Annotated in this window: 11 protein-coding genes; 4 read left to right on the forward strand and 7 right to left on the reverse strand. The window is 73.8% G+C overall.

The features are described from left to right. Positions 1-12 precede the first annotated feature (12 nt). From IE264_RS08955 to IE264_RS08970, 4 genes are all read right to left on the reverse strand, one after another. A complete protein-coding gene (locus IE264_RS08955; protein WP_032760096.1) occupies positions 13-1512 on the reverse strand; it encodes a PrsW family intramembrane metalloprotease in 1500 nt (499 codons plus the stop codon). A gap of 112 nt (positions 1513-1624) precedes the next feature. Further along, on the reverse strand, positions 1625-2530 hold the full coding sequence (gene trmB, locus IE264_RS08960) for a tRNA (guanosine(46)-N7)-methyltransferase TrmB (protein WP_051822035.1): 906 nt from the start codon (positions 2528-2530) through the stop codon (positions 1625-1627). Further along, positions 2523-3779 (reverse strand): L-2-hydroxyglutarate dehydrogenase, encoded by a 1257-nt coding sequence (lhgD, locus tag IE264_RS08965; RefSeq protein WP_032760092.1) that lies wholly within the window; start codon positions 3777-3779, stop codon positions 2523-2525. Before lhgD ends, trmB begins: the two co-directional genes overlap by 8 nt. Positions 3780-3897: 118 nt before the next feature. After that, complete coding sequence (locus tag IE264_RS08970; protein WP_015610139.1) at positions 3898-5481, reverse strand: NsdA family TPR-like regulatory protein; 1584 nt, start codon at positions 5479-5481, stop codon at positions 3898-3900. A gap of 868 nt (positions 5482-6349) precedes the next feature. On the opposite strand from IE264_RS08970, the gene IE264_RS08975 reads away from it, so the two are divergent. Beyond that, on the forward strand, positions 6350-8461 hold the full coding sequence (locus tag IE264_RS08975; RefSeq protein WP_106973152.1) for an asparagine synthase-related protein: 2112 nt from the start codon (positions 6350-6352) through the stop codon (positions 8459-8461). A gap of 124 nt (positions 8462-8585) precedes the next feature. Here IE264_RS08975 and IE264_RS08980 read toward each other — a convergent pair whose 3' ends face one another. Both IE264_RS08980 and IE264_RS08985 read right to left on the reverse strand, forming a co-directional pair. Then, on the reverse strand, positions 8586-10574 hold the full coding sequence (locus IE264_RS08980; RefSeq protein WP_032760088.1) for a sigma-70 family RNA polymerase sigma factor: 1989 nt from the start codon (positions 10572-10574) through the stop codon (positions 8586-8588). Positions 10575-10881: 307 nt separating this feature from the next. Beyond that, positions 10882-11790: a TetR/AcrR family transcriptional regulator gene (locus IE264_RS08985; RefSeq protein WP_032760086.1), complete on the reverse strand. Its 909-nt coding sequence runs from the start codon at positions 11788-11790 to the stop codon at positions 10882-10884. Positions 11791-12132: 342 nt separating this feature from the next. Between IE264_RS08985 and IE264_RS08990 the strand changes: the two genes are divergently transcribed. Continuing rightward, complete coding sequence (locus tag IE264_RS08990; protein WP_078657635.1) at positions 12133-13599, forward strand: NAD(P)/FAD-dependent oxidoreductase; 1467 nt, start codon at positions 12133-12135, stop codon at positions 13597-13599. A 323-nt stretch (positions 13600-13922) separates the two neighbouring features. Continuing rightward, positions 13923-15674 (forward strand): ATP-binding SpoIIE family protein phosphatase, encoded by a 1752-nt coding sequence (locus tag IE264_RS08995; RefSeq protein WP_032760084.1) that lies wholly within the window; start codon positions 13923-13925, stop codon positions 15672-15674. Between the two features lie 16 nt (positions 15675-15690). Here IE264_RS08995 and IE264_RS09000 read toward each other — a convergent pair whose 3' ends face one another. Then, positions 15691-17034 carry an MFS transporter gene (locus IE264_RS09000; RefSeq protein ID WP_032760082.1) on the reverse strand — a complete coding sequence of 448 codons (1344 nt, stop codon included), beginning with the start codon at positions 17032-17034 and terminating at the stop codon, positions 15691-15693. 168 nt (positions 17035-17202) lie between these two features. On the opposite strand from IE264_RS09000, the gene IE264_RS09005 reads away from it, so the two are divergent. Next, complete coding sequence (locus IE264_RS09005; protein ID WP_032760080.1) at positions 17203-17760, forward strand: MarR family winged helix-turn-helix transcriptional regulator; 558 nt, start codon at positions 17203-17205, stop codon at positions 17758-17760. Positions 17761-18107 lie beyond the last annotated feature (347 nt).

Here is an 18107-nt window from a genome sequence, read left to right on the forward strand (position 1 = left end):
GCCTGAACCGCCCTACGGGGGAGGCGGGGCCGGGTAGCCGTACCCGGGTCCTTGGCCCTGGCTCTGCCCGTAACCCTGGCCCTGCCCGTATCCGTATCCGTATTCCTGGCCGTACCCGTACCCGTACCCGTACCCCTGTCCCTGTCCCTGTCCCTGGCCGGTTCCGTACGGCATCGGTGGGCGGGGGTACGCGTGGGGGCGCGGGCCGCTGCCGGTGATGCGGGCCGCGTGGGTGAGGGCGGGGCCCGCGATGGGGCGGCGCTGCCAGAGGTGGTGCAGCAGCTCCCGTTCCCGCTCGGCGAAGTCCGGGCCCACCGCGTCGTGACGGGCGAGGCGGCGCAGCCCGGCCAGGGAGGTCGCGAACGACTCGTACTCGGCGACCGCGCGGGCCGCCGCCCGGCCCCGGGACCGGTCCTGCCGCCCGTGCCGGTGGCGGGCCAGGTCGCGGGCCATGCCCCGGGTCCGCATCGAGGCGAGCGCCAGGGGCTCGGCCGGGCCCAGCCAGCCTGCCGTGGCGTACGCGGGCAGTTCGGCGGCGAGCGTCCGCAGCTCACGCCGGCGCCACCAGACCGCCAGCCAGGTCAGCAGCGCGAACGCCGGGACCATCACCATCCCGTACACCGCGTAGAAGCCGTACGGGCCGAAGGCCGACGAGCCGTTCCACAGGGCGTGCAGGCCCATCGCGAGGAGCAGGCCGAGCAGCGGCAGGGCGATCCGGCGGACCCGGTGGTGGCGGCCGCTGATGGCCGCGAAGCCGAAGCCGAGGCCGGTGAGGACCGTGAACAGCGGATGCGCGAACGGTGACATCACGATCCGTACGAAGAACGTCCCGGCGGTCACCGAGGCGAACCCGGAACTGCCCATCATCTGGTCCTCGCCGAAGGCGTTGCCCAGATAGAGGATGTTCTCGGTGAAGGCGAAGCCCGTGGCGGTGAAGCCGGCGACCACGATGCCGTCGACCACGCCCCGGAACTCCCGTCTCCGGAAGATGAAGATCAGCAGTACGGAGACGGCCTTGGCGCTCTCCTCCACGACCGGGGCGATCACCGTGGCGCCCAGGGTGTCGGCGCTCGACGGGTCGGCGGTGGCAGTGGCTATCCAGCGCATGGCGAACGAGTTGGCGATGATCGCGACGAGCGCGGCGGCGCACGCGCCCCAGGCGAAGGAGAAGATCAGGTTCCGCCAGGGGCCCGGCTCGACCCGGTCGAGCCAGCGGAAGGCGGACAGCAGGAGCGGCACCGGAAGCACCGCCAGGCCCAGGCCGACCAGGAACCCCTCCGGGCCCGTCTGCTCGCGGACGAGGGCGAGGATCACCAGCCCGCACAGCGCGAGCGCCACGGTCACGGCCCCGACGCGGAACGCCTTGCTGCGCCACACCATGCCGACGCGGCGCGGCCGGTACCTCCACCGGCCGCGCTCCGGCACGGCGCCCAGCACCTCGTCGAGCCGCTGCTCGTGGAGGACCGGGACCGCCGGCTGCCGCTGCTGGTACTGCACGGAACCGTCGGACACCCCTTGACCCTAACGAGGAGCACTGACACCCGGCGACGGTGCATCCGGCCAGGATGTGGCGCCTCCGGGCGGTGTCTCGGGGGCAGGCGGTGCGTCAGACGCGGGCTGTGTGTCAGACGCGGGCGAACAGCAGGTCGTGGACGACGTGGCCCTTGTCCAGGCCCTGGCCCTCGAAGCGGGTGAGCGGCCGGAACGCCGGACGCGGCGCGTATCCGCCGTCCGCCGCCGTGTTCTCGAAGCGGGGGTGCGCGGTCAGCACCTCCAGCATCTGCTCCGCGTACGGCTCCCAGTCCGTCGCGCAGTGGATGACCGCGCCGGGCTTGAGCACCGGGGCCACCAGGTCCAGGAACTCGGGCTGGATCAGCCGCCGCTTGTGGTGCCGGGCCTTGGGCCACGGGTCGGGGAAGTAGACGCGCAGGCCGTCGAGCGAGGCGGGGGCCAGCATCTCGCGGAGCAGGATCACCGCGTCGCCGTTGGCCACCCGTACGTTGGTGGAGCCCGCCCTGTCCGCGAGGCCCAGCAGGTTGCCCTGGCCGGGGGTGTGGACGTCGACGGCGAGGATGCCGGTGCCCGGGTCGTCGGCCGCCATCTGCGCGGTGGCCTCGCCCATGCCGAACCCGATCTCCAGGACGACCGGCAGGCCGTCGAACAGGTCGGCCAGGTCCAGGACGCGCTTGCCGTCGATGTCCAGGCCCCACTTGGGCCACAGCCGCTCCAGGGCGTCCTGCTGGCCGGTGGTGACCCGGCTGCGGCGCGGCTGGAAGCTGCGGATCCGGCGCTCGTGGTGCGAGCCGGCCGGGTCGGCGGCGGGACCGCCGGGGAAGCGGGGCTCCTGGCGCAGCCGGCGCGCGCGCTCGAAGGAGGCGGCCCGCAGCGCGGCGGCTTCGTCGGCGGCCGGCCCGGCCGGGGCCGTGGCGTCGGCGGCGGTGGAGCCGGTCGGGGAGCCGGTCACGGTGGCGGCCTCGGCCGCCGCTTCCGGGGCCGGTGCGGTGGTGGGGTTCAAGGGCTGCTCAGACACAATGACCCGATTCTACGGCGGGCGGCCTCCACCCCGTCTCCTGAGCCCGGCGCAGCGCACGCCGCGCCACCTCCCGCCCGATCGGCAGGCACGCCGTCGCGGCGGGCGAGGGAGCGTTGAGCACATGGACGGTGTGCGGGGCCTCGCGGATCAGGAAGTCGTCGACCAGCGTGCCGTCCTTCAGCACCGCCTGGGCCCGGACCCCGGCGGGCGACGGGCGCAGGTCGTGCTCGGTGACCGCGGGCAGCAGCCGCCGCACGGCCCGGGTGAAGGCGGTCCTGGAGAGCGAGCGGTGCACCTCGCCCGCCCCGTACCGCCAGTGTCTGCGGGCGATCGTCCAGGTGCCCGGCCAGCTCAGCGTGGACAGCAGTTCGGCGGGGCGCACCACGGGCCAGCCGTACCCCTCGCGGGCCAGGGCGGGGACCGCGTTCGGCCCGACGTGGACGGAGCCGTCGAAACCCCGGGTCAGGTGGACGCCGAGGAAGGGGAAGGCCGGGTCCGGCACCGGGTAGACCAGCCCGCGCACCAGCTCGGGGCGGGCCAGCTCGTAGTACTCGCCGCGGAACGGCACGATCCGCACCCCGGGGTCGTCGCCCGCGAGCCGGGCCACCCGGTCGCAGTGCAGCCCCGCGCAGTTGACCAGGGTCCGGGCGCGGACGACCAGGCCGTCCGCCGTGCGCACCGCCACGCCCCAGGGGCGCCGGTCTATCGCGGTGACCTCCGCCCCGTACCGCACGACGCCGCCGGCCGCGGCGACCTCCGTCGCGAAGCGGGTGGCGACGGCGGTGAAGTCGCAGACGCCCGTGGTGGCGACCCGGATCGCCGCGAGACCCCGGACCTCGGGCTCGTACTCCGCGATCTGCGCGGGGCCCAGCTCCCGCACGGGCAGTCCGTGCTCGCGGCCGCGCTGGACCAGGCCGTGCAGCCGGGGCAGCTCGGAGCGCTCGGTGGCGACGATCAGCTTGCCGGTGGTGGCGTGGGCGATACCGTGCTCGGCGCAGAAGTCGGCCAGCTCGGCGGAGCCGCGGAGCGCGTACCGCGCCTTGAGCGAACCGGGGCGGTAGTAGATACCGCTGTGGATCACTCCGCTGTTGCGCCCCGTCTGGTGGCGGGCGGGGCCGTGCTCCTTCTCCAGGACCGTCACCCGGGTGCCCGGAGCGGCCCGCTGCAGCGCATACGCGGTCGACAGACCGACGATCCCGCCGCCGATCACCAGCACATCGCAGTCGTACGCCGCGTGCGTCATCATCACGCCACCTCCCACCCCGATAGTGCACTGACCCACTGACAACGGGCTCAAACCCGATCCGGGCAGGGCGTGGCGCACACGGTGACCGGCGGGCGCCGAAAAGCACCCGCCGGGCGGCTCAGACCTGGGTCACCAGCAGCGGGCGGGCCCGCTCCCGGAGCTCGGCGACGCGGGGCTCGTCCCCGTACGGTTCGAGCCGGTGGAGCAGGTCGCGCACGTACTCCGTGGTGCGTGCGGAGGAGATCCGTCCGGCCACCTCCACCGCCCGGGTGCCCGCCGCGCACGCCGCGTCGAGGTTCCCCGACTCCAGCTCGGCGACGGCGGAGACGACGAGCCGCAGTCCGTGGCTGCGGACGAACTCGTCGGTCGGCCGGGAGAGCGCCTGTTCGGTGAAGCGCCGCACCTGCCGGGGCGCCTTGAGGTCGCGGTAGCACTCGGCGGCGTCCGCGGCGAACCGGTCGTAGGAGTAGAAGCCGAGCCAGGACGGGTCGGCGTCACCCGCCCGGGACCGCTCCAGCCAGCTCTCGGCGCCCTTGAGCGCGGCCCCCGCGGCCGGTGCGTCGCCGGCCTTGGCGTGGGCGCGGGCCTCCACCAGCCGGAAGAAGCTCATGGTGCGGGCGGTGGCCAGGCCCCGGTTGCGCTCGACGGCGGCCTGGGCCAGGTCGACGCCCTCGTCGGCGAAGCCCCGGTAGGTCGCCTGGAGGGACATCGAGGCGAGGACGTAGCCGCCGAGGGGTACGTCGGCGGCGGCGCGGGCCAGGCGCAGTGCCTGGATGTAGTAGCGCTGGGCGGCCTCCTGCTGGCCGGTGTCGAACGCCATCCAGCCCGCGAGCCGGGTCAGCTCGGCCGACGCGCCGAACAGCGCCCGGCCCACCTCGTCGGTGTACGAGCCGAGGAGCAGGGGTGCCGCGTCGACGCGTAAGCACTCGGGGACCATGGAGGAACGCCAGTCGCCGCCGCCGTACTTGGAGTCCCAGCGCCGGGCGTCCTGGGCCGCCTCGCGCAGCTTCATCACATCGCTGTGCCCCACCCGCAGCGGCGAGGCGTCCGCGACGGACTCCGGACCGGGCTGTACGGGAACGGAGCCGCCCGCCGCACCGTGAGGTGTGTGCAGGATGTGTGCGCCGCGGCCGTCCGCCGCGCCCTGCGGTCCGCGCGGACCGGGCGCGCCGGGACCGTCCTGGCCGCCTCCACGGGCGCCGAGGACCGCCGCCTGTGCCGCCGTCGGGTCGCGGGCGACCGACGGATCGGCGGGGGTTATCAGCCAGCGGGACGCGGGGGTCGCATAGGCGCTCACCGCGAACGAACCGGCCAGCGATTGCCAGATCCCGCCGCCGCCCCTGCGCCCGGCCAGATCCAGCCGGTACAGCTCGGTCGCCGACCTGACCGCCTCGCCCACATCGCGGGGGAAGGCGAGGCCGACCTCCGGCGCGGGGTCCGCGTCGGCGAGACCGATCTCGTGCAGCGGGACCGGCCGGCCGAGCTTGGCCCCGATCGCCGCCGCGATCAGATGGGGTGCCGCACCCTGCGGCACCATCCCCTTGGCGACCCAACGGGCCACCGAGGTCTTGTCGTAGCGAAGTGTCAGACCGCGCTGTGCTCCGAGGTCGTTGACCCGCCGGGCGAGCCCGGCGTTACTGATTCCCGCGAGGGCGAGAACCGTGCCGAGCTTCTCGTTCGGCCCGCGTTGCTCCCTGGACATGCGCCACCCCTCGACACACAGACAGCCGCCGCGACACCGAGGACGGCGCGCGGCATTCGTACCGATGCTCCCCAGGTTCGAACCCTCGTACTCCGCCTGCACACGCATGTGGCCGAGCCCCGAGGAATATGCCCCCCTGTTGAGAACACCAGTAAACACAGCGTAGTTCTCCCCATCCCTACCGTTAAGGGGCGGACGTCCGTATGGCGGGATTGTTGTCCGTGCGGGCGGCACGGTCCGCGCTCCGGGGGTGCGCGGGCCGGGGTGGGGCGTGCTCCTGGTGTGTGGCCGTGCGCCCGGCCGTGCGCTCTGGCCCGGCCCGTACGGGAGCGGCTTGGCTGGGTACCGCGTGGGTCGGCTCACTGCACTGGACTCAGTGGGCTGGGGGATACCGCCGCTCCATTCCCCGCGGGCGGCGGACCGGTCCGGGAGGTGAGGCCCACCTCCCGGACTGTGCGTGGAAGGGTCCGCCGCGGGGGCGCGGACGGGTATGCGTGGGCGGCGGAGCCTCGTAAGAATGGCCGAATATCGACTGTCCGGTGACAGTCTGGCCAACGGTCCGACTATGGCCGGATTTCATGCGCTCTTCCGGGGCGGTGGCGTCTCTTCCGCTTCCCCGGCCGGCGTGGGCCGGTGGGGGCCGGGAAGCCCGCGGTGGCGCCCTAACTCGCGGAATCGGTACTTCCGTTGTCGGCGATGCGGTGAAGGCGGCGGCCGGAACGGTGCCCGGCCTTTGCCAGGGGCGCATGCTCTTCCGGCGTGCGCTGCCCGTACCCCCTCTCCTGCGGCCCTGTCGTGGCAGCATGTCCCGCAGCGGCGATACGACTCGGTACAGTGCGCCGCTTGTCCACAGCCTGTGGAGGCGGCGATGCGTTGGTTGGTGGGATGGAGCAGTATCGCCGCGAGCTTCGGCACCGTCGGCGCGGTCGGCAACGGCGGTGAGGGGCGCACGGTCCACCCCGTGGGCTCCCAACTCCTGTGGGGCGACCCGGATCCGCTCTGGGCGGTGGGCGACTGGCGCCCCGACGAGATCCGCGTCATCGGCGTGGCGACCCCCGAAGGCGCCCCCACCGCCCGCCTCGCCGTACTCGGCTGCTGCGGGGCCACCGACGAGCAGTTGCGCGTCGGGCTGCTCGCCGCTCGGGGCGGGGCCATGCGCCACCTCACCGCCTGGCCGGGCAGCTACACCGCCGTCGTCCAGATCGGCCGCCGCATCACCGTCGCGGGCGACCTGGCCGGCGCCCGGCCCGTCTTCCACACCCCCTGGGCCAACGGCACCGCCTACGCCACCGCCGCCCTGCCGCTGGCCGACCTCATCGAGGCCCAGCTCGACATCGGCCACCTCGCCGCCCTGCTGGCCTGCCCGGAGACGCCGGAGGCGCTCGGCGACGGCACCCCGTACGCCGGGGTCAAGCGGGTCCCGCCGGGCCACGCACTCATCCTCCGGGAGGGCTCGCGGGAGATCACCGGGTACGAGGCGGTCGCCTCCCTCGCCGTCGCCGCGCCCCAGGTCGACCCGGTGCACGCGGTGGAGGGCGTACGCGACGCGCTCGTCGAAGCGGTACGCGCCCGGCTCACGGCCCCCCGCCACGCTCCGGAGACCGTGCCGCAGGACCCGGGTCCCGTCCCCGGCATGGGCCCTGCCGACCGCCGAGCGGCCCGGGGCGGCCCCGTGGCCGGTATCGGCGCCGACCTCTCCGGCGGCAGCGCGTCCGCCACTCTCGCCCTCCTCGCCTCCGGGCTGCCCGGACTCCCCGGCACCCTCCTCGGCCACGGCACGGGGGCCGGGGAGCGGCTGCTCGCCGTCACCTTCAACGACCTCACCACCCGCGGCCACGAGGACGAGCTGGAGCGCGCCCGCGCCATCGCCGCCAACCCGCGCCTGCACCACGTGGTCGTCGCGGCGGGCGAAGAGGCCCTGCCGTACGCCTCGTTGGGGACCGGCGCCCTCACCGACGAACCGGGCCCCTCGCTCGTCGTCGCCGAACGCCACCGCCGCCGCCTCGCCGCGGGCAGCGCCGACCATCTGGTGGGGCACGGCGCCCGGCAGGTCCTGGACGCGCACCCGGCCCGCCTCGCCGACCTCCTGATGGACCGGCAGAGACGCCACCTCCTGCGCCCCGTCGCCGCCCTCACCAAGGCCGAAGGCCCCTCGGCGCACTCCCTGTTCGTCCCGCTGACGCTCTACCGCGCCGCCCGCCGACTGGCCCGTACGTCGTACCGCACCGGCCTGGAGACCGCCGCCGGACTGCTCCCCGACGCCAACCGGTACGCCCCCGACCTCGCGACCCCCGCCGACGCCTCACTGGCCGCTCTCGCCTGGTCGCGCCCGGGACCTGCGGCCCGCTGGCTGACGGGCGAGGCGCTCGCCGAAGTATCGGTTCGCCTTCAGGCGGCGGCGATCCGGCCCACCTCCGTACAGCGGCCCGGCGAGGCCCGGGCCCGGGCCGCCCTCGCCCGCAGCGCCGCCGACCACCGGATCCTGGAGCAGGCGGCGGAGATCCGCAGCCAGCGCCTGCACGCGCCGTTCCTGGACAACCAGGTGGTCCGGGCGGCCCGCGCGCTGCCCGAGTCGCTGCGCGTCCAGCCGGGCGCCCGGGCCGCGATCCTGCGCCGGGTGCTGGGCGGGGCGGGCATCCACGACCTGCCACCCGGCTGGGGTACCCCGTCCCAGGCCACCTCCACCGCCGTCACCCGGACCGGGCTGCGCACCGCGCTGCCCGAACTGATGGCCCTGTTCGACGCGCCGCTCCTCGCCGACGCGGGCCTGGTCGAGGCGCGGGTCGTCCGCAAGGCCCTGCGCGCCGCCTCCGAGGGCGAGCCGCTCCCGCTGGACGGCTTGGCGGAGCTGGCCTCCACCGAGCTGTGGCTGCGCCGCCTGGTGACCCGCCGGGGGACCTGCTGGACGGGCACGGCGGCCCCGCGCCAGCGTGCGGTGGCGGGCGGCGTGCTCCCGTCCCGGCGCACGCTCCAGCCGTGACGGGAAGCTGACTCACGGGGCCGGGTCCGGGGCGCTGGCCCACCTGGCCGGGCCCAAGGCGCTGCTGGAACGGGGCCCAGGACACTGGCCGAACGGGCCGGGGTCACGCCCTGCCGGGCCGGGGTCAGGCGCAGCTGATCCGGGACTCCGCCCAGTCGGCCAGGGCCACCCCGCCCAACGGCCCCTGGGGCTCCACCACCAGCCGGATCGACGACTGGCCGCCGATCGCGACGCTGACCGGGACCGCGGGGTCGCCGCCCTTCATGACGGGGGAGCGCCACAGCCGCGCCCCGTTCCCGTCGAAGACGGAGAAGCGGGCCGCGCCGAGCCCCATCGTCAGGTCGTCCACGCCGACCATCGCCTGGTAGCGGGTGCACGGGCGGTTCAGCTGGATGGTGACGGAGGACCGGGCGTGCACGGTCACCCCGTGCGCGTACCGCGTCCCGGCGATCGCCACGTTCGAACGCTGCCAGATCCAGCTGCTCTGCCCCAGCACCACCTCCGGCTCGGTGTGGTCGCCGAGCAGGGAGTACGAGAGCTCGCTGACCTGGTAGACGGCCGGAGCGGGCGCCGGCGGGGGCGGCTTCGGGGCAGGAGGGGGCTCCGGGGCGGGCGCGGGCGGCGTGGGCTCCGGCGGCTCGGGGGAGGGAGTGGGCTCGGCGCTCGGCGTCGGTGCCGGGTCGGGGGGCGTCGGCTCGGGCTCCGGCTCAGGTTCCGGCGGCGCGGGCGGCACGGGGGCGGGCGCGGCCGGAGGGTCCGGTGCCGGCGCGGGAGGTTCCGGTGCCGGCACCGCGGGGGCCACCGCCGGGGGCTTCGCTACGGGCTTGGGCTCCGGCTTCGGCTGGTCGTCGCCGACGAGCGCCCACACCAGACCGGCGGCGGCCACGGCGACGGCCGCCGCGATCCCGGCCTTGGCGGGCGCGCCGAGCCCTTCGGAGGCAGCGGCGCCCCCGGAGGAGCCCGCGGAGGAGCTCGATCCGGTGGCCGCGGCGGCGGCCCCCGCCCCGGCGGCGCCCGCGGCACCGCCCGCCACCACTCCGGCGGCCTTGAGCGAGTACCCGGCGGCGAACCAGCCGATGACCGCGATCGGCAGCAGCGCCGGGATCCCGGCGTTCACATGCTCCAGCTCGCCCGCGGCCACACGGCACTTCGCGCACTCGTCGAGGTGCTTGCGCAGACCGCGCTCGGCCCGCATCCGCAGCCCGCCCCGGGCGTAGGCGCCGAGCCGGTCCGCGTACTGCGCGCAGTCGCCCCCGGTTGTGAGCGCCTGGCTCACATGGGCCTGGAGGTACGCCTGCTTGAGCCCTTCGCGGGCCCGACTGGCCAGGACGGCGGTGGCGTTGGCTGTCAGGCCGAAGAGCGGGGCGATCTCGCTGGGCGACTCCTCCTCGACCGTGGTGTGCCAGAGCACCGCCTGCCAGCGCTCCGGCAGGCTCCGGAACGCCTCCATGGCCATCGACTGCTCGGCCTCGTGCATCGCCAGCACATCGGCGCCGAGATCGAGGGTGTCGTCGTCGGAGAGCTCCGAGGTGCGCGAGGCCTGCGCGGCGAACACCGCGAAGTCGTCGACCAGGTGCTCCCGCTTGGCGCTCTTCGTCCAGGCGGCGGCGACATGGCGGACTGCGGTCATCAGATAGGCCCGGACGGCCTCCTGCGGCCCCTTGCCGCCCCGTACGGCCTGGAGGGTGCGGGCGAACACCTCGGCGGTCAGGTCGTCGGCGGTGTGCCCGTCCCGGCAGCAACTGCGGGCGTACCGGCGGACCGCGCCCGAGTGGCGCCGGAACAGCTCCTCGTAGGCGAGGTTGTCCCCGTCGCGCATGCCCTCGATCAACTGGGCGTCGGACAGCCCGGCATCGGGGGACCCGCCGCGGCCCTCGCGCTGCGGCGGCACCGCGTACGGGCCGACGCCATCGGGGACGGCGTCCCCGGCATCGGCCTCGACGACGGCCGGCCACGGGCCGGGCAGCACGGTGCCGCCCTCGGCCTCACCGTCCGCCGGTCCACGTCCCGGCTGGGCCGGCACGTGCCCGGAGGACATCCCGTCGGCCTTCGTGCCTCCGCCCGCCGCAGCGATCTCGTCGAGCGGCTCTTCCTGCTGCTCGTTACCGCTCATCGCGGAAGCCCCCGTATACACCCTCGGACCCGAATACCGGCCAAGACTGCCACATGGCTCAATCGCGATGGACCCTCAGTCCTGGCAACCACTCATCCGGGGCGTTTTCTCGAATGCGAGTACTAGAGACCCCTCTTTCGGGGAATGAATCCCTGCTGTTTCGCCTGCCGGAACCCGTTCACCTGTTCGCCGACGCGAGCACTGCCCCGACCGTCGCGCCAATGGGCCCTCCGGCCGACCGGTAACCCACCCGGCGGGCCCCCCGACCGCACGCAACGTGAACGAGCGGTCGAGCGGGCACCCGACGTCAGACGGCAGGCCGGGACCGCAGCCCCTCCAGCAGGATGTCCAGCAGCCGGGCCGAGGCCGCCGCCTGCTGGGCGGCGTCCGGCAGGGACGGGGCGGCCGTGGCGATGACCAGCAGCACGTCGGCCACCGTCACATCCCCGCGCAGCTCGCCCGACTCCCGCGCCCGGTCCACCAGCCGGCCCACGACCTCCAGCAGCTCGGCCGCCCCCGAATCCTCGCCGAGGGCGTCGAGCCCGTCCCCGCCGCCGGCACGCCGGCCCACGACACGGACGTCGGCCTGGGCCACACCCTGCCGCTGCTGCGGGACACGGGTCTCGTCGCCCGCGTCACCCGCGACCGGAGCTCCCGGCTCGTCCGCGTCGACCCCGACCCGCAGCACCTGCGGCGGCAGCAGCCTGCCGGCGCCCGATGCCACCGAGGTCCGCAGGAACCGGGAGAGCGCCGACCAGGGCTCCTCCTCCTGCCCCAGGGCCGTACGCGCCTGCTCGGTCAGCCGGGAGGTCTCCTCCTCGGCTATCCGCCGCACCAGCACGTCCTTGCTGGGAAAGCGCCGGTAGACCGTGCCGACCCCGACGCGGGCGCGGCGTGCCACGTCCTCCATCGGCGCGCCGTACCCCAGCTCCCCGAACACCTCACGCGCTGCCCGCAGCACGTGCTCCAGATTGCGCTGCGCGTCGACGCGCAGCGGAGCCGAACGCGCAGTGCCCACCGGTGAGGTGGGTGCGGACGATCCGTTGGCAGCGGGAGCGGCCGAGGCCGATCCGATCGCCGCCGCGCTCACCGCCGCCGCGGAACGCACCGCGTCGGCCGAGCTCATGACACCGAGCGCGCCCACGGAGCCCAGACGTCCGTGGTCCTTGGACGCGAGCGCGCGCGTGGACTGCCCGTGCGAATCCTGAATATGCATAACTTCCCCCGGTTATGACGTCTCCCCCCGGAGACTTCCCCGCCTTGTCGGTCGGGGAGTGAGCACAACGAAATCCGCACCCGACTCCCGACGGGTTACGAACATAGTTGAGCCCGCGTCAATTCAGAAGGGGGTAGTTCCGCATGGTGCGCCCCCCGATCGGAGCAGAAGCGCCCCAACCCCCCGCCCGCACCCGCCCACACGCCCCTCGCACAGGGCCTGACCTGCGCGGCTTCCGTACGGTCCGGCCGACCGGCCGGGACCGCCCCGCCGGACCCTCCGGTCACACAATTTGCCGGGCCTGTGGACAAACCACGGACTCCGTTGCGTCATGGGGTGGTGATGGCTCCAGATTCCCGGGGGACGACCCCCGGCACCCGGCCAGGTGTGCGCATTCTCGTCGTCGGCGGCGGCTACGTCGGGATGTACACGGCGCTGCGGCTCCAACGGAAGTTGAAGCAGAGACTCAAGAGCGGGGACGCCGAGATCGTGGTCGTCACGCCCGAGCCGTACATGACGTACCAGCCCTTCCTCCCCGAAGCGGCCGCCGGCTCGATCTCGCCGCGCCATGTGGTCGTACCGCTGCGCCGCGTCCTGAACCTCTGCACGATCGTCATCGGTGAGGCCGAACGCGTCGACCACGCCAAACGGACGGCCACCGTCACCACCCTGGCCACGGCGGAGGACGGCACCGGCGCCCTGGAGATCGGGTACGACGAGATCGTCATCGCCCCCGGATCCGTCTCGCGCACCCTCCCCGTGCCCGGCCTCGCCGACTTCGGCATCGGGTTCAAGACCGTCGAGGAAGCCATCGGGCTGCGCAACCACGTCATCGAACAGATGGACATCGCGTCCGCCACCCGCGACCCCGCCATCCGCGACGCCGCGCTCACCTTCGTCTTCGTCGGCGGCGGCTACGCGGGCGTGGAGGCGCTCGCCGAGCTGGAGGACATGGCCCGTTACACCGCGCGGTACTACCACAACATCAAGCCCACGGACCTGAGATGGATCCTCGTCGAGGCCTCCGACCGCATCCTCCCCGAGGTCGGCGAGGCCATGGGCAGGTACGCCGTCGGGGAGCTGCGCGGCCGCAGCGTCGACGTACGCCTCGAAACCCGCCTGGAGACCTGTGAGGACCGGGTCGCCGTCCTGAGCGACGGTTCCCGCTTCCCCACCCGCACGCTGGTGTGGACCGCGGGCGTCAAACCGGCACCGCTCCTGTCCGCAACCGACCTGCCCCTCACCGAACGCGGCCGACTTCGCTGTACCGCCACCCTCGGCGTCGAGGGAATGCCGCACGCCTGGGCCGCGGGCGACGCCGCCGCCGTCCCCGACCTCACCGCCGCCGAGCCGGGCAAGGAGACCGCCCCCAACGCCCAGCACGCGGTCCGCCAGGCGAAGGTGCTCGCCGACAACGTCCTGGCGACGCTCGACGGCCGCCCTGTGAAGGAGTACCGCCACAAGTACGCGGGATCCGTCGCCTCTCTGGGCCTCCACAAAGGCGTCGCCCACGTCTACGGTCGCAAGCTCAAGGGTTACCCCGCCTGGCTGATGCACCGTACGTACCACCTCAGCCGGGTGCCGACGTTCAACCGGAAGGCGCGCGTCCTTGCCGAATGGACCCTGGCCGGACTCTTCAAACGGGAGATCGTCTCCCTCGGCTCGCTCGAACACCCCCGGGCCGAGTTCGAACTCGCGGCCGGTGGCGGCTCGGCCACCCCGCCCCGCCCCGGCACCCTGCCACGCCCCGAAACCGACGAGAGGCCCGAGGACCCGCCGGGCGGACTGCCGCCCCGGCCCTCCCGCTGACAAGTGGCCGGACGGGCGGCCCGACGGGCGGCCCGGACACGTCCGGAGCACCCCGAGTACGCCGTCCGGACAGCGACCCGACGGCGACTGTCAGTACGGTCGGTCACACTGGACGTGTGACCATAGGTGGGCCCGCACCTGCACAGAGTGACCCGGCCGGTAGTGACCAACAGTGACCAGCAGCGACGCACCGACAGCACGACGAGGCCCGGCTGCGCCTTCCCGGGGGCATGGCCCCCGGCGCCTTCGAACCCGGCAGAAGCACCGGCAGAAGAAGCAGCCCGCCCGAGCGGACCAGACCGACACACGAGGCCAGAAATTCCGTGAACTTCACGCGTTGGAGCGCCCGCCTTCCCGGAACGCAGCGTCGAGCCGCCGCGCGGGACGACCGTAGTCCCGTGCCCGCGGCCCGGGCCGAGTCCGCCCAGGCGCAGGCCGCGGCCACCCTGCCGGACGGCGCACTTCCGGAACCACCCGGTACCACCCCCGCGCAGACCGCCACCGGCCCCGCCCCCGACGACCTCTCGGCCCGCGAGATCCTCGGCCGGCTCCCCGCCGCCGTCGCCCTGCTGCACGGCCCCGACCACCGCGTCACGTACGTCAACGAGGCGTACGAGACCGCCTTCGGCCCCCGCCCCGCCGGGGTGCCTGCCGCCGAGGCCCTGCCCGAGCTCGCCGAGCTGAGCGTGCTGCCCCTGCTCGACCAGGTCCTGCGCAGCGGCACCGCCCGTACGGTCAAGTCCCGCAGGACCGCCGGGGGCGGTTCGTACACGGTGACCTGCACCCCGGTCGCCGCCCGGAACGGTACGGAGGACGGGAGCGACAGCGAAAAGGGAGACGGCAAGGACAAGGGAGACGGCCGGGACAAGGGAGACGGCAGGAGGGAGGGCGGCGTCCTCGTCTACGCGGCCGACGTCACCGACCACGCCGAAGCCGCCGAACGCCTGCGCACCAGTGAGCGCCGCCACCGCGAAACGGCCGTCACCCTCCAGCGCTCCCTGCTCCCGCAGGAGCTGGAGCAGCCCGACGACCTCCGTATCGCCGCCACTTACCAGCCCGGCGGCACCGACGCGGCCGTCGGCGGCGACTGGTACGACGTCATCACTCTCGGCGCCGGCCGCACCGCCCTGGTGATCGGTGACGTGATGGGCCGCGGGGTCCGGGCGGCCGCCGTGATGGGCCAGCTCCGCACCGCGGTCCGCGCCTACGCCCGGCTCGACCTCCCGCCGCACGAAGTGATCCAGCTGCTGGACGGCCTCGCCTCCGAGATCGACGCCAGCCAGATCGCCACCTGCGTCTACGCGGTCCATGACCCGAACGAGGGACAGCTCGTCTACGCCTCCGCCGGGCACCTGCCGATCCTCGTCCGCGACGAGGACGGCACGGTCCAGCGCGCCGCCGACCCCACGGGGCCCCCGCTCGGCACCGGCGGCTGGGTCCACACCTCGGGCACGATCGGTCTGCCGCCCGGCTCCACCGCGGTGCTCTACACCGACGGCCTGGTCGAGCGCCGCAGCGAGGACATCGACGAGGGCGTCGCCTCCCTCGCCGGCGCCCTCTCCGGCGCCAAGGGATCACCGCAGGTGGTCTGCGACCGGCTGATCCGCTCGCTGGGGGTGACCGCCGAGCACGACGACGACGTGGCGGTCCTCGTGGTCCAGCACCCCGCCCGTACGGGGGCGAACGCGGAGCTGTTCCACAACGCCGCGCTCGAACTGCTCGGCGGCATCGAGGCCGCCCCGCGCGCCCGAGCGTTCGCCACCGGGGTCCTGACCTCCTGGCGCTTCCCGGTCGAGCTCCGCGACCTCGGCGTCCTCGCCGCCAGCGAGCTGGTCGCCAACTCGCTCCAGCACGGCACCCCGCCGATGCGCCTGGGGCTGCGCCGCACGGACCGGCGGCTGATCATCGAGGTGACCGACGGCGACGACCACCTGCCGCGCCGCCGCCAGGCCGAACCGGCGGACGAGGCGGGACGCGGCATCGAGATCATCGCGTCGATCGCCACCTCATGGGGCAGCCGCCGCACCCCGGGCGGCGGCAAGGCGGTCTGGTGCGAGTTCGCCCTGCCCCGCTGAGGCCCGGCCGCCCGGCTCAGCGGCCGGCAGTGGCGGCCGCGGCCGTCGGCGCGGTGACCGACACGGCCCGGTCGGCCGCCTCCGCACCGCTCTCCCCACCCTCGGGCAGCGACACGGCGACCACCCGCGAGGGGGCGGGGGCCAGCGAAGGCTGATCCTGTACGGGGGTGAGCCGGCGCCCGAGCCGCAGCGCGAGCACCGTGATGCCCAGCGAGAACAGCACGAAGGTCACGATGTACGGGCCGTGCAGCGACGCCCCCATCGGACCGCCGACAGCGGGACCGACCGCGAGCGCGAGCTGCTTGCACAGGGCGAACGCCGAGTTGTACTGCCCGACCATCGACTCCGGCGCCAGATCGGCGACCAGCGGGGCCACGGTCGGCGACAGCATCGCCTCACCCAGCCCGAACAGTGCGTACGTCGAGATGAACGCGGCCGTCGCCATGGTCTGGCTGCCGTGCCCGAGCCCGGCATACCCGGCGACGATCCAGGCGAAGGCCCAGATGAGGCCGACCGCTGCGATGACCCGGCTGCGCCGCCGACGCTCCACCAGCCGCAGGACGACGAACTGGGCGATGACGATGACCGCGGTGTTGGCGGCCAGCGCCAGGCCGAGCGTCGAGGGCTGGATCCCGGCGGCCTCGGTGCCGTACGCGGCAAGACCCGACTCGAACTGCCCGTAGCAGGCGAAGAAGAGCACGAACCCGAGCACGCACAGCTGGACCATGGCCCGGTGCGAGAGCAGCGCCCGCATCCCGCCCTTTGCGGACCCGTCGGTCGGACGGGCCGCGCCGATGGAAGCCGTACGGGGCATCCGCACGGTCACCGCGACGACACCGAGGACCACGAACATCACGGCCTCGATCAGGAACAGCATGGTGAAGCTCGCCGGACGGTTCACGTCCACGAGCTGCCCGCCCACCAGCCCGCCGAGCCCGAGGCCCAGGTTCTGGAGGAAGAACTGCGTGGCGAAAGCGCGCGTACGGGTGGCGGTACTGGAGCACCAGACGAGCATCGTGGCCAGGGCGGGCTGCATCACCGCGGTGCCCGCACCGAGGACCGCGGCCGACAGCACGGCGGCCGGCACACTGCTCGCGTACCCCAGAGCAGCGGCACCCACGGCGGCGAGGCCGGCGGCCACCACCAGCACGGGCAGCGGCCCCCGCCGGTCGATGGCCCGCCCGGTGAACGGCAGAACGGCCAGCGCTGCCATCGCGAAGACCGCCAGCACGACTCCCGCCGTGCCGGCGCCGAGATCCCGTACCTGCGCCACGTAGACGTACAGATACGGAACGGTGAACCCGAGCCCGAACGCGCTCAGCGCGCTGCCCAGCTGGATCCGCCGCAGCGCTGCGCCCATCTCCCTGGTCACACTCACCTACCTCAAGGTCTAGAAGTTCAGAAGTTGTGGAGGCCTGAGACGTCTCGCGACAAACTCAGACTCGAAGACTTTAGCACTAAACTTAGAAGGTGAAAACTACAGCTTGAAGGACTTCAAGGGTGGTGGGGGCGTGCCATACTGCCCGCCATGTCTGAGAGCACCGAGGAGCCCGGCCCCCACGAGCCGAGCCTCGACGAACAGATCGCCGCCTACCAGCGCGAGTTCCGCGACCTCGACCCCCAGGTCGAACAGGTCGTCTCCGCGCTGGGCCGCCTGAACCGCCGGATGAACGTCGCGTACGGGAGACAGGTCGCCGCCCTCGGCATCAGCAACGCCGAGTGGGAGGTCCTCAAGACCCTCGTCCTGGCGGGAGCCCCCTACCGCCTCGGCCCCGGCGAGCTCGCGAAGCGCCTCGGCCTCACGCCGGCCGCCATGACCCACCGCGTCGACCGGATGGCCGGCGAGGGCCTGGTCACCCGGGACCGCGACGAGAACAACCGGGTCCGTGTCATCGTCGAGCTGACCGACGAGGGCCGTACGAAGTGGCTGGAGGCGATGCGCATGGCCTCCGACTTCGAGGAGGACCTCCTCCAGGACCTCTCCGGCGACGAGCGCGGGGTCCTCGGCGAGCTGCTGGTCCGCCTCCTGCGCCGCGTGGAGCACGCCCAGCCGGACGCCGGCGGCCGCCTCACCGACCTGGACTGACGGGGGACGGAGAGGGACAGGGCGGGGGCGTTGGAGGGGACCCCGGAGAGGGCCTGGGGCGGGGTTGACACCGCCCCACCCGATCCGTAAGGTTCTTCGAGTTGTCACGGGGCCGGAACGGTTTTTCGACAGCCGATCCCGCCGCACACGCGGCAACCAAACTTCAGCACGATCTCCCAGCCGGGAGAATTTCGGCATGCCGAAATTCATTTCGAAGGCCCGATTATGAGCCGCCGGGAGAATCCGCTAGAGTTTGAGCGTCGGAACGGCCCAACGGCCGGGAAGACAAGCCCCGCTGACTGGGAGTCAGGCCCGAAAGGATCTGATAGAGTCGGACTCGCCGGAAA

This window comes from Streptomyces microflavus (assembly GCF_014650075.1).
Taxonomy (GTDB): domain Bacteria; phylum Actinomycetota; class Actinomycetes; order Streptomycetales; family Streptomycetaceae; genus Streptomyces; species Streptomyces microflavus.